The organism is Niallia sp. FSL R7-0271, from assembly GCF_038005785.1.
In the GTDB taxonomy this organism is placed as follows: Bacteria; Bacillota; Bacilli; order Bacillales; family Cytobacillaceae; genus Niallia.
The window spans coordinates 1,604,914-1,618,167 of the sequence record NZ_JBBOTZ010000001.1; the positions used below are offsets into that span (position 1 = coordinate 1,604,914).

Here is a 13,254-nt window from a genome sequence, read left to right on the forward strand (position 1 = left end):
GAACCTGTAAAGCATAAACTTACACTGTTAGATAAAAGGGTGGATAATGATGAAAAAGCAGCAGCCTCAGATTTCAGAGGATAAAATTATAGAAACGTCGTGGGAGCTTCTTGGAGAGGATGGGATAGAAAAATTTAGTATGAGACGCTTGGCCAACCGGCTTGGGATACAGGCTCCATCACTGTATTGGTATTTTAAAAGCAAGCAGAAACTCTATCAACGGCTAGCAAACCATGTATCGAAGGTAATTATGGAAGAGTTCCGCTCCGATGGAGACTGGAAGGAGCAATTGACAGCACTTGCGGTAACAACACGGAGCGTGCTCAGCAGATATCCATGTTCCACACAGATGATGATGATGACACTGCCCCATGAACCGGATATCATTCGCTTCACTAACCGCATGCTGCTCTGTGTTGAATCGACGCCACTTGAGCAAGGGCAGAAAATGCAAGTCGTTACGACGCTTGTAAACTATGTTTTTTATTTTGTCCTAGATGATTATCAGCATGAGCGGAATGTTTCCGTTGCCCTTAAGGAACAGGAAACACTTCCAGGTGATGAGCTGATACAACTTCTGGACAGTATGAGCGAAACAGACGCTGGATTGTTTAAGAGAATGTTCACTGGCGGGCTGTTTGAGTTGATGGGAACCGACGGAGCTTTTGAGTTCGGCGTGAAGGTGATAATATTGGGAATTGAGCAAGTAATAAAGGAACAGGAAAAATAATAGGCAAAACCCGCTCATCCGTTATCACGATGGGCGGGTTTAGTTAGGTTTCCCATTTATGGAGGAGAAGAATAGCCTTGTCCTTTTCTGTCTAAGACAAGGACTTGCTTTGTCTTAAACTTTGTTGTTATTAATCTAACACTCGTTCATAATAATGTCTTTTTGACTTCACAGTTACAATAAAATGTATGATGATCCCCAATACTAAAAAACTGAAGGATCCTATTATATATACACCACGAAGTTCAAATATTTCAGCAAATAAGCCGATTGTTATCGTAAATAATAGGATTAAACCAGCTTCGAAAATCCTTAAGATACTAGAGAATCTTCCCATAATATCTACGGGTACATTGTTTTGATAGAAAGTTAAAAATCCTATATTGGCGAATGATAAGAAAAAAGTTAATGTAAAGAACCCAATAGATGCCCATATGAAATTAGGTGAAAAAGCAAAGATTATGTAGCCAATAGGGGTAAAGATGGCACCAAGTCCAATTAGAATGTTTAGATTCAATTTGTTGGCAAATAACGCATTTACTAGTGAACCACCAATAATCCCAACTCCTGCAATACTGACTAGAAATCCATATTTGCTTTCAGATAGCGCTAATACTTCTGTGGCAAAAGCTGCTTCTAAGGAATCTAAGGCAGTCATAAACACTGTAATCATACTAAATAGAACATAAACTAGCGTCACATAAATATTTTTTCTACTGAAATCAATGATATTGTTCCAGTCATTTAAGATTAATGTTATATTAATCCTCTGAATTATGATATCCTCATTCTTAATCTCCACATTTGGAAGTAGCAAAATGACGATTGCTGATAAGGCTAATGCAAAGGAATTCGCAAATATAGCTAGGTAAGGTGACCCAACAATAAAAAGGAACCCAGCAACAGATGGCCCGATTATAAATCCGCATGAATGGATGAAGTTTCTCATTGCATTAAATTTCTGCCTACTTGTTTTAGGAATTAACTTTGTCATGTAAACCATTGAAGTAGGTTCAAAGATTGAACTGGCTATATTAATCATAAAGACTGCCACATAAATCAGAAAAAGAGAATCTACAAAAGGCAAGGTGAAAATTAATATGGCTCTAATTAAGTCTAAAATAATCATTAGATTCCTTTTGTTAAAGCGGTCAATGACAGTTCCAGACCAAAAATTTGTAACTAAGGTGGCAAGAGGTAGAAGTATATATAGTATTGATACGGCTAACGGTGACTTCGTCATATTTAAAATAATTAAGTTTAAAGCGATTAAATAAACCCATGCACCTATATTAGAAATTCCAATACCAAATAACAGTAAACTCGGGTTTTTCCATTTCATTTCAGTAACTCCTAAATATAAGATTTATAAATAAAAAAAAATCTCACCTCCAAGGATAATATCCTTGGGGACGAGACTCCTTACAAGTTTAGAAGTTCGTGGTACCACCCCAGTTTATTTCTGTGTTACCACAGAAACCTTTCAAGTACAACACAGCCATTAAATGGGATGTTTATACTATTCTCTTTAACGGGAGAAAACCGGCACATAATCAATATCAGAACAAAATATCCTATATGCTGCTCTAAGGCTTGTTTCAGTGTACCATTACATCCTCCATTTCCAGCAACTGGAGTTCTCTGTTATGCTTTTGCACACTTACTCTTCTCTTCAATGCATTTATTAATGGAGATTATACATTAATTAACAGTATAAAAAAAGTAATTCTTGAAAACAATGGAAATTTTTTTGTTTGAATAAGGAAAGAGTATTTCTAGTAACAAACCGTGCTGGATAGCTAGCGGTAAAAACTTATTGGAGATCCTGCGGAGAGTTTGGCATAAAAATGGCTGCCAAAGGGCAGCCAATATTGGTATTAATACTTACGGTCGTCATCTTCTTTTAATTTACCTGTTGTTTCCTGTAATTTACCTTTGACTTTATCTTTTTTACCATCAGCTTGCATACTCTTATCGCCTTTCGCGTTACCTATCTGATCCTTCGCTTCCCCTTTAACTTTAGATACACCGCTTTTTACTTTATCTGCTATACTTTGTTTATTTTCTGCCATGATTATGCACTCCTTTTTAGTACTTTTTGGTTATATTATTTAGTACCCAGTTCATATTTTTGTTAAACGTTACTATAATCGAATGAGCTATAACGGATAGTTTACATAGAATTTCTTACTATGTATAACTTATATTAAAATATTGATGCATTCTAATAAGGCGATGAAAGATAGTTTTACCGCTTTGGTACAATAGTAGTAGCTTTCATAGAATAGATTTAACATAAATGGATAAGGAACAAATTGGGCAGGATTGTCCAAGAAGGTTTTTATCTAATTGGTGAAGAATTCTTTTATTCATATAGTGCAATATATGGGAGGACTAATCATGATTAAAGGAATATATGAAGCACATTTACCTGTCAGTAATTTAATAACATCCATTGAGTTTTATAAAAAATTAGACTTAGAAATAGCCTATCAAAAAGAAAAGTTAGCATTTTTTTGGATTGAGAAGGGAAGAAGCTGGTTAGGATTATGGGAAACAGATATGGTAAATACACCTTACCATCCTTCTTTAAGGCATATTGCTTTCCAAATTGATAGAGATAATATGCAGGATATTAAAGAATGGTTAAAAGAAAGAAACATAGATGTCTCAACAAATTTTGGCTTTCCACCTGAAAAGCAGCCATTAGTATTACCAAATAATCCACAAGCACATGCCGCAATCTATTTTAAAGATCCAGATGGAAATAGTATTGAATTGATTTCTCCGTTAAGATTGGATTATGAAGAAGAGTTTAAAATGATGACATTAGAAGAATGGTATAAATTCAAATAAATTATCCTTTTTTAATAGTCGAATCTAATAACAGAGATTAAAGCTGAGATTAAATAATAAATTGAGAAGATGTGGAATAATTCTAATAGATATAAACAGAAAGTTAGTAGGATAAACGATTTATGAATGAATACCTCGCTTTTAATAATGAAATACGCAGCAATACTTAATTTTCACTTAGTTATTGCTACGTATTTTTTTGAAGATTGAGGAGAAATTTATTTCTCAAATTCGCAAATAGCATTATTAACTTGTACTAAAAGACGTATAAGATTGTATGTGTTCTTGTTCACTCCATTAAATAATTGATGAAGTGAATTTATGATATTGGTGGAGTAGAAGAATGTTTGAGCGAACTGAAAATAGGAATTTAAAATGATTATTACCCTCATCTGAAAAGATATGGTATATTAAGAACAAAACTTATTAAACATGTTTAATAAGTTTTGTTCTTAATAGAGAGATTTAACTTCTACAAGGACCCGTACTTTAATGGTGGAAGGATAAAACTACTGGAGGTCAAAGTATGACTATTAAGCTCATAGCAGTTGATATGGATGGTACTTTTCTAAATAATCAAATGGAATATGATAAAGAGCGATTTTTTAAGCAATATAAAAAGATGAAAGAGCTAGGAATACGATTTGTTGTTGCAAGTGGAAATCAATATTACCAGTTGAAATCATTTTTTGATGATATACAAGATGAAATTAGTTATGTTTCTGAAAATGGTGCTTTTATAGTCGATCAAGGTGAAGAAGTATTCTCTGTTGACATTCCAAAAAGCCACGTGAAGGTAATCCTAGAAGAATTGGGGTCACATAATAAATTTACAACTGTGTTATGTGGCAAAGAAAGTGCCTATGTTCTAGAAGAGGTTTCTGATACGTTTTTTAATACGATGAATAAGTATTATCACCGCTTGAAGAGGATTCCAAGTTTTGATAATGTAAATGATCAAATTTTAAAATTTGCCTTATCTTGTTCAGAGGATGAGACGCTTCCGTTAAGAGACTTGCTTCATAGTAGCATTGGGAATTTAGTATCACCTGTTTCTAGTGGGCATGGAAGCATTGACTTAATTGTGCCTGCTTTTCATAAAGCCTCTGGAATTCAATTGTTACAAGAAAAGTGGAATATAAAAGACAATGAAACGATGGCTTTTGGTGATGGTGGAAATGATATGGAAATGTTAAAGCATGTAGAGTATGGGTTTGCTATGGAAAACGGAAGCGCTGAGGTAAAACATATAGCAAAATATTTAGCGCCATCTAATAATAATAATGGAGTATTGGATATCATAGATCAATACTTCGCTAAGCAAGGGCCATTTACATCATAAATATTGTATCGACACTATAGTGGAGCATTTTCTTTAGAAGGAATGCTCTTTTTTGTCTCAACTGTAGTATATTCAGTTTCAATTATTCCATTTAACCATCCAATTTCATATAACGTGTCTTTTTCTGATAAGCCTGAAAGGATTTGTAGATTTGAAAATAAAACTAATCATCGTGAAGAATCGACGATTTTGATAGAATAATATCCAATTTTTATGGAATCTACTAGTACTAAGCTATACAATTTTAATAGGCAAGTAATACTGGTAAATATTAAATTGACAACAAGAAATTACCTATGCTAGACTTACCTCAAGGATTGTTACCGCTTTATTGTGGGCTATACCTAATGTTTGCTTTGATTAATGAATGGCTTTAATTAATGAATTTTAAGATGAATAGGGACTATCGATGAATGTTTATAAAGTAATTAATAATAATATCGTATTGTCAAGAAATCAAGATAATCATGAAATTGTCGTAATGGGAAGCGGTATCGGCTTTAAGAAAAAAGTCGGCGACGGTATTGATGAAACTCGAATTGAGAATATTTATCTCAGTTCAAAGGAGTGGAGTGTCAATAAGTTAACCCAGTTGCTTTCTTCCATCCCACTCGAACATATTCAAGTTGCCAATGAAATCATTAGCTTTGCGAAGGTTTCACTTGGAAAAAAATTAAGTGAAAACATCTTCTTAACATTGACTGATCATATTAGTTATGCAATTGAGCGCTATGAGAATGGTATGGAAATTAAAAATGCTCTTCTTTGGGAGATTAAGAGGTTTTATAACCATGAGTTCTTAATTGGCAAAGAAGCGTTATCAATTGTAAGAAACCGGCTTGGGGTTGATTTACCGGAAGATGAAGCTGGATTTATTGCCTTACATATTGTAAATGCAGAACTGGATATGGGACAAATAAGTCGCGTTTCAGAAATAGCGAAGGTTATCCAAAATATTCTAAGTATTATAAAGTTTCACTTCAAAATTGAGTTGGACGAGTATTCCCTTTATTACGAACGATTTATCACGCACTTGAAATTTTTCTTTCAACGTTTGTATAGTGATGTGAAATTGGATGATGCAGGGACAACAAGTTTTATTTTTATGTTGAAGGAAAAATATACAAACGAGTATGCCTGTGCATTGAAAATTAGGGAATATATAAAAAAGGAACTTGGAAAAGATTTAGAAGAAGATGAGTTAATCTATTTAACGATACACATAAAAAGAATAACAAATGACTAGGATTGTTACTGTTTGCAGGCTATACCTAAATGGACCCTCTTGTTTTGAGGAATTCATTTAGGTATTTTTTTATTCATTTTTTCTAAAACGGAGGATGATAGAGATGAACTATCAAGAGTTAGCGAAATTAATCATCGACAAAGTTGGTGGTGAAGGAAATGTTAAAAGTTTGAATCACTGTGCTACACGCTTGCGTTTCAATTTAAAAGACGACAAAAAAACGGATGAACAAACGTTAAAAAACACACCCGGTATAATGGGAGTAGTAAACAAAGGTGGTCAGTACCAAGTTATTATTGGAAGCGATGTAGGAAATGTTTATAAAGAGATAACTAAGCAAACCAATATTTCAAATGAAGGGGAAGAGGCTAAAGGAGAAGATAAACGTTCTACTTTTGCAAAAGTGATTGATACAATTACAGGTATCTTCACACCGATTCTTCCAGCCATAACAGCGGCAGGGATGCTAAAAGCAGTTTTATCTGTTTTAGTTGTATTTAAGGTTTTAACAACGGAAAGCCAAAGTTATCAAGTTATTAATTTCATGGCAGATGCTGCATTCTACTTTTTGCCTATTTTGCTAGCAGCATCTTCTGCACAAAAATTTAAGACAAATATGTATTTAGCTATAATGGTTGGAGGAATCTTACTACATCCATCTTTTGTTACGATGGTAAATACAGTAAAAGAGTCTGGAGGTAGCATTCATCTTTTGGGACTGCCGATTTCAGCAGTATCTTATTCTTCTTCTGTAATACCAATTATTCTTTCTGTATGGTTTATGTCTTATATTGAACCTATTGCAGATAAACTTTCTCCAAAGGCAATTAAGTTTTTTAGTAAACCATTGATTACGATTTTTATTGTAGGAACAGTTAGTCTTGTGGTATTAGGACCTATTGGTTATTTGATTAGTGATGCTATATCAAATGGAATAACAGCTTTAGAATCTGTTAGTCCATGGATCGTGCCATTGTTGGTTGGTACATTCACTCCATTACTTGTAGCAACAGGTACTCATTATGGTCTAGTTCCAATTGGAATTAACAATCGGATGACAACAGGTTATGATACAGTGATTTATCCTGGAATGCTTGCTTCCAATGTAAGCCAAGGTGCTGCTGCTATTGGGGTTGGTATTAAATCGAAGGATACTAAGATTAAACAATTAGCTTATTCTGCTGGTTTGACTGGTCTATTTGGTATTACAGAACCTGCTTTATATGGTGTTAATTTACGCTTTAAAACACCACTTTACGCGGCAATGATTGGCGGTGGAGTAGGTGGGTTATTCATGGGGATTTTTAGAGTAAGAAACTTTTCTGGTGGCTCACCAGGTCTGCTAACATTACCTAGTTATATTGGAGACAACACATTAAGTTTCTTCTATTTTGCATGTATAGGGGCAGTTATCAGTATTGTAGTAACGTTTATTGCAACATTAATACTTTATAAAGATCCAGTAGAATCAGTAGCTGATGGAGCATCTGAACCAAAAAAACCGGCAGCAAAGGAGAAGCAGCATATAAATGGTGCAACAGTTTTATCTCCGATGCAAGGCACTTTACACGGTTTAAAGCACGTAGATGATGGCATGTTTTCAGAAGAAATATTAGGGCAAGGTGTTGCAATTGAACCATCAGAAGGTACGGTTGTTTCACCGATAAATGGTACAGTAAGCGCCGTGTTTGATTCAAAACATGCAATAGGTCTTACGAGTGAAGATGGTATAGAACTTTTAATCCATATTGGAATAGATACAGTTCAACTAAATGGCGAAGGATATGAGTATCTTATTCAGAAAGGACAAGAAGTTCGAATAGGAGATAAGTTGATTCAGTTTGACCTTGAGGGAATTAAATCAAAAGGATATAAGACAATTACTCCGATTGTGATTACAAATTCGGCAGAAGTTGGAGAAATACTAACAGCAAATGATAACGCAATTAAGTTTGGAGAAGAAATAATTAAAATAATGAAATAGGAGGAAGAATAATGGGATTTAGAAAAGATTTTTTATGGGGCGGAGCTACGGCTGCAAATCAATGTGAAGGCGGATTCGATCAAGGTGGAAGAGGTTTAGCAAATGTAGATGTTATTCCAACAGGTAGTGATCGTAGAAGTATTATTACAGGTAAAAAGAGAATGTTTGAATTTGAAGAAGGGTATTATTATCCTGCTAAAGAAGCGATTGATATGTACCATCATTTCAAAGAAGACATTAGGTTATTCGGTGAAATGGGCTTTAAAACGTATCGTTTATCGATTGCATGGAGTCGCATTTTTCCAAAGGGCGATGAACTGGAGCCAAATGAAGAAGGTTTAAAATTTTATGAAGACCTATTTAAAGAATGCCATAAATATGGAATTGAGCCTTTAGTGACAATCACCCACTTCGATTGTCCAATGCATTTGATTGAAAATTATGGTGGTTGGCGAAATCGGCAGTTGATAGAATTTTATAAACGCTTATGTACTGTATTGTTTACTCGATACAAGGGTCTAGTAAAATACTGGCTTACTTTCAATGAAATTAATATGATTCTACATGCACCATTTCTTGGAGCAGGAATCTGTTTTGAAGAAGGCGAAAATGAGGAGCAAGTAAAATATCAAGCAGCACATCATGAACTTGTTGCAAGTGCAGAAGCAACTAGAATTGCTCATGAGATTGATCCTGAAAATAAAGTAGGATGCATGTTAGCAGCTGCTAGTTATTATCCTTACAGCTGTCGACCAGAAGATGTGTGGGAAGCAAAGAAAAACGATCGAGGGAATTACTTTTTCATTGACGTGCAATCAAAAGGAGCCTATCCAGCGTATGCGCTAAAAGAATTAGCTAGGAACAATATATCCATTGATATGAAGCCTGAGGATCTTGAAATCCTAAAGAAACACACTGTGGACTTTATTTCGTTTTCTTATTATGCTTCCCGTGTAGCAGCAGCTGAAGATTCTAATGTTGAAAAAACGGCAGGTAATCTATTCCCTACTATAAAAAATCCGTACCTCCATGCAAGTGAATGGGGATGGCAGATTGATCCTTTAGGTTTACGTATTACTATGAATGATTTATATGATCGTTATGAAAAACCTTTATTTATCGTTGAAAATGGCCTTGGTGCTGTAGATATACCAGATGAATCGGGGTATGTAGAAGATGATTATCGAATCGAATATCTAGCGGCACATATTCAGGCTATGAAAGAAGCTGTAGACGAGGATGGAGTGGACCTTCTTGGTTATACTAGCTGGGGGTGCATTGATTTAGTGTCAGCAGGTACTGGTGAAATGAAAAAAAGATATGGTTTTATCTATGTAGACCGAGACAATAATGGTAATGGTACGTTAAACAGAACGAAGAAAAAGTCATTTAACTGGTATAAGAAGGTAATTCAAACAAATGGCGAAGACTTATCGAATTAAAAGTATGATTAAATGGTAAATGAGAATAGATAGTAATATTTGCAGAAGGAGCTACTTAAAAAGTACCTCCTTCTTTATGTTTCCATCAAAAATACTCCGAATTAATCCATACTAACAGCATATTTATTATCCAAAAAAATCCCACTCATTAACAATACCCAATTTGCTCATTAAAGTCTCTAAATCAATAGACATATTGTTTTCTAGCCACCAATTTAACACCCCGAGAATGGCTCCAATATAGGCTTCTGTTCTAATGTGAAGTTCAATCGAATTTTCTTCCATAGCATAGTTTTCAACCAAGTATTTTCTTATCCCTTCTCCCATATCTCTTCGTAAAATATTGCTTAGAGAATCCCTCTCTTTATTTAAAAGTTGCGAAAATAACTTATGATGTTTAGTTGCTACCGACAATATCTCTTGAAAGCTTTCAGATGGGGAAAGAGTTTTACCAGCAAGAGGTAACTCTTCTTCGGCAATCTGTCTTATAGTACTGGAAAGTAAATCATATTTATCCTGAAAATGAGTATAGAAAGTGGTTCGATGAACCATGGCTAAATCACATATCTGCTTAACTGAAATAGTTTCAAAGGCTTGTTTTTCCATAAGCTCTAATAAAGCATGGAACAGTAGCTTGCGGGTTCTTCTTATTCGGAGGTCATCTTGTTTCATTTTATCCATACAATTTCCTCTTTCTGTATAGTTATTCAACAGAACGATCATTTCATCGGTTGATGTCTTTAATTATACAACTTAACATATAAACTACAAACGGAAATTAAATATACATGTGTAGAAAAAGGGGAGATATTAATGGTCCATTTAATGACAAATAAAAAGCTCACAGCAATGGAACAGCAGCTATTGGAGAATGCAACGGAGTTAGTTCCGTATCTTCAGCAATTTGGCAGAAGAATCGATGAGGAGAGACATATTCCGGATGAGGTCATTAAAAAAGTATCAGATGCTGGATTATTTAAGCTAGGGACACTAAAAAAATACGGAGGTTATGAAGTTAGTATCCGTGCCATGGTGGAAATTATCTCTGAAGTGGCTAAGGGGAATGGTTCAGTCGGCTGGGTGGTTCAAATAATAAATGGAAATAATTATACAGCTTCTCTGTCTTTACCCACTGAAGTATTAAATACAGTCTTTAATCAACAAGAGGAAGTGCGTTTTTGTTCTGTCTTGCAAGCAAGAAAGGCAGATGTAAAAAAAGTAGAGGGAGGCTATTTAGTAGAGAACGGATTTTGGGGATTTGGTTCAGGATCTAAGCATGCCACTCATGCATTATTAAATTTAAACGACATTAGGACCATACAGCAAGGCAAGGCAATGCAAATGAAGTTGGCAGTTGTTCCGATGAATGACATTAAAATAGTAGATGATTGGTATACGATGAGCCTAAAAGGTTCAGCAAGTAATAGTTTAGAGATGAAAAATGTATTCATACCTGAAAAATACGTCACCGTCCAGGATATGTCCCAAATTATTTCTATAGAAAACCTAGAAGGACGCGACAAATATAGACCTTATGTACAAGTTATCACTAGTATAACTACAGGAATCAGCGCAATCCTTGGACTTGCAAGAGGGGCTATTGAATATTTTGTTGAAAAAGCGCCTAATAAGCCAATTACCATGACAGTTCACACTTCTCAGGCAGAAGTAGGCCATATTCAGTATAAAGTAGGGCTTGCAGCTATGAAGGTTGAATCTGCTCATCTTCATATCAGTCGTACGATTAATAATTTAGAGAATAAAGTACAAACAGGAGAAAAATTCAGTATAAAAGAATTGGCACAACTTCAAACAGATATGACATATGCTTCGATGTTGTGCTGGGAGGCAGTGGATATGCTAATGGCAGAAAGCGGTGGTGGAGTCATAGCTGATTCGAATCGACTGTCGCAGATATTCCGAGATATCCGAGGCGGTTCCAATCATGCGCTTACTACTGCATCCACTGGTCTTGAACTTTACGGAAGGGTCCTTATGGGTTTACCTCCACAGCATATCATGACATTAGGTGCAGCATCCATTTTAAAAAAAGATGAATTGATTGGAAATCATTCGTAAAAGGTAGCAAGAATATATCATAAAAAAGAGGGAGCAATGTTTAAAATGGATGATAAACAATTTCGCACAGCAATGGGGAAATTTGCTACAGGGGTAACAGTTATTGCTACAGAAGTAGAGGGCGAAGTACACGGAATGACAGCTAATGCTTTTATGTCAGTATCTCTTGATCCAAAATTGATTGTTATTTCTGTACGGAAACAAGCAAGTATTCTAGCAAAATTGCAATCGAGTCAAACCTTTTCAGTGAATATTTTGGGCGAAGATCAGCAGGAAGTATCCATGATTTTTGCAGGACAACTAAAGGACAAACAAGTTGATTTTAACCGTCTTGATGGGAAACCAGTAATTCCAGGATCAATTGCTCAGATTGCCTGTGAAGTCAGTGGAGAGCATATCGAGGGAGATCATATATTATTCATTGGTAAAGTAACCGATATTTACGTAGAAGATAAGGCGCCGCTTATTTACTATAACGGGAAGTACGGTTCTTTGAAAGAAGAGATAATAGATTAACGGAAAATTGATATAGGTTTTTGAGAAGTAGGAAGGATTATTAAACCTTATTCTTAGACGGATATCATTTAACTTTTTTATTCTAATCACACAAGAAATGCTCTCCCTCTATTAAAGGGAGAGCATTTCTTGTGTGATGAACATGGCAGCTTTTTTATTCAAAAAGAATATTTAAAAATACCAGTTAATAAACGTTTTTTGGTCACATATAACAGCTTCACCATTCATCGTTTGAACAATTTGTTCGATATTTTTATCTTTCGTAAAGAACAAGGTTGTAAAGGATTCATACAAGCTCATAAAAGCGAAATCCATATTTTCATCCGTCACAATTAACTCTTTATCACATAGATTGCATATATCTAAAGGGGTAGCATCATTTATATTTAATATCCCCCTGTTTTCTAAGATTGGGTCTAAATAATATAGTTTGCTAGCACCTCTTGAGCCAAGAACTTTCAGTAAGCTATGTAACAAGAATACAGATGTACTATCATCTGTTGGAAAATAAAGATCTGATTTTAGGTTTGAATTTAACTTGTTAGATAAGTCCACTTCTTTATATTCTTTTTTAAGAGCATAAATGGAGGTTAACAAAGCTAAGGCTAAAGCATTATAAGAATCTAGCCCGCTATAAGACATAATTTCCCGCCAAGAAACAGGCTTTCCAATAGTAAGGGCGTCATTATTACTTGGATAGATGTGTTCGCAAGGGGTTTTTCTCATAGATTCCTCCCACCCTAAAGGCATTTGGACAAAAGGGTGTAGTAATATGGCAGCAGATTTAAAGTTGCTTGGAAGTTGTTTTAGAACAGGTGATTGGTCATTAAACCAAATATAATCTAACAAGTATTCTCCTCCTTTAAGCACTAAATTTAGACAAACATTGTCTTTTTACAGAATATATTTACACAGCTGCAGATGATGATAATAAAAGGTAGAATCAATCCTTACTTCAAGGCTTTTCATAGAGTATATATAACTATTAGTTTAAAGTTAATGTATACTATTGGAAAGTAATTCATTCTAAAAAAACATTTTTAGAAATTACATAAACAG

The 13,254-nt window shown here is 34.7% G+C and carries 12 protein-coding genes and 1 other annotated feature; of the genes, 8 read left to right on the forward strand and 4 right to left on the reverse strand.

Annotation, left to right across the window (positions count from 1 at the left end; translation table 11 throughout):
- The first annotated feature begins 49 nt into the window (after positions 1 to 49).
- Positions 50 to 730: a TetR/AcrR family transcriptional regulator gene (locus tag MKX82_RS08185; RefSeq protein WP_341079473.1), complete on the forward strand. Its 681-nt coding sequence runs from the start codon at positions 50 to 52 to the stop codon at positions 728 to 730.
- Positions 731 to 860: 130 nt separating this feature from the next.
- Here the strand turns inward: MKX82_RS08185 and MKX82_RS08190 are convergent, their stop codons facing one another.
- Both MKX82_RS08190 and MKX82_RS08195 read right to left on the reverse strand, forming a co-directional pair.
- Entirely contained in the window at positions 861 to 2,072 is a 1,212-nt protein-coding gene (locus MKX82_RS08190) for an MFS transporter (protein WP_341076298.1), read from the reverse strand.
- A gap of 63 nt (positions 2,073 to 2,135) precedes the next feature.
- Positions 2,136 to 2,415 (reverse strand) — a binding site (T-box leader).
- Positions 2,416 to 2,607: 192 nt separating this feature from the next.
- On the reverse strand, positions 2,608 to 2,802 hold the full coding sequence (locus tag MKX82_RS08195) for a CsbD family protein (RefSeq protein ID WP_233314230.1): 195 nt from the start codon (positions 2,800 to 2,802) through the stop codon (positions 2,608 to 2,610).
- A gap of 328 nt (positions 2,803 to 3,130) precedes the next feature.
- On the opposite strand from MKX82_RS08195, the gene MKX82_RS08200 reads away from it, so the two are divergent.
- The 5 genes from MKX82_RS08200 (at position 3,131) to MKX82_RS08220 (ending at position 9,600) form a co-directional block, all read left to right on the forward strand.
- Positions 3,131 to 3,586, forward strand: a complete 456-nt coding sequence (locus MKX82_RS08200; RefSeq protein ID WP_233314229.1) for a VOC family protein — start codon at positions 3,131 to 3,133, stop codon at positions 3,584 to 3,586.
- A gap of 526 nt (positions 3,587 to 4,112) precedes the next feature.
- Positions 4,113 to 4,928 (forward strand): Cof-type HAD-IIB family hydrolase, encoded by an 816-nt coding sequence (locus MKX82_RS08205; RefSeq protein ID WP_341076301.1) that lies wholly within the window; start codon positions 4,113 to 4,115, stop codon positions 4,926 to 4,928.
- A 409-nt stretch (positions 4,929 to 5,337) separates the two neighbouring features.
- Entirely contained in the window at positions 5,338 to 6,174 is an 837-nt protein-coding gene (gene licT, locus MKX82_RS08210; protein ID WP_233314227.1) for a BglG family transcription antiterminator LicT, read from the forward strand.
- 103 nt (positions 6,175 to 6,277) lie between these two features.
- Positions 6,278 to 8,158, forward strand: a complete 1,881-nt coding sequence (locus MKX82_RS08215) for a beta-glucoside-specific PTS transporter subunit IIABC (protein ID WP_341076304.1) — start codon at positions 6,278 to 6,280, stop codon at positions 8,156 to 8,158.
- An 11-nt stretch (positions 8,159 to 8,169) separates the two neighbouring features.
- Entirely contained in the window at positions 8,170 to 9,600 is a 1,431-nt protein-coding gene (locus MKX82_RS08220) for a 6-phospho-beta-glucosidase (RefSeq protein ID WP_237941253.1), read from the forward strand.
- Positions 9,601 to 9,726: 126 nt separating this feature from the next.
- Here MKX82_RS08220 and MKX82_RS08225 read toward each other — a convergent pair whose 3' ends face one another.
- Entirely contained in the window at positions 9,727 to 10,281 is a 555-nt protein-coding gene (locus tag MKX82_RS08225) for a TetR/AcrR family transcriptional regulator C-terminal domain-containing protein (protein WP_282581427.1), read from the reverse strand.
- Between the two features lie 132 nt (positions 10,282 to 10,413).
- On the opposite strand from MKX82_RS08225, the gene MKX82_RS08230 reads away from it, so the two are divergent.
- Together MKX82_RS08230 and MKX82_RS08235 are read left to right on the forward strand one after the other, a co-directional pair.
- A complete protein-coding gene (locus MKX82_RS08230; protein ID WP_341076310.1) occupies positions 10,414 to 11,679 on the forward strand; it encodes an acyl-CoA dehydrogenase family protein in 1,266 nt (421 codons plus the stop codon).
- Positions 11,680 to 11,724: 45 nt separating this feature from the next.
- Positions 11,725 to 12,195 (forward strand): flavin reductase family protein, encoded by a 471-nt coding sequence (locus tag MKX82_RS08235; RefSeq protein WP_341076313.1) that lies wholly within the window; start codon positions 11,725 to 11,727, stop codon positions 12,193 to 12,195.
- A gap of 171 nt (positions 12,196 to 12,366) precedes the next feature.
- Here MKX82_RS08235 and MKX82_RS08240 read toward each other — a convergent pair whose 3' ends face one another.
- Positions 12,367 to 13,065 carry a DUF2711 family protein gene (locus tag MKX82_RS08240; protein ID WP_341076315.1) on the reverse strand — a complete coding sequence of 233 codons (699 nt, stop codon included), beginning with the start codon at positions 13,063 to 13,065 and terminating at the stop codon, positions 12,367 to 12,369.
- Positions 13,066 to 13,254 lie beyond the last annotated feature (189 nt).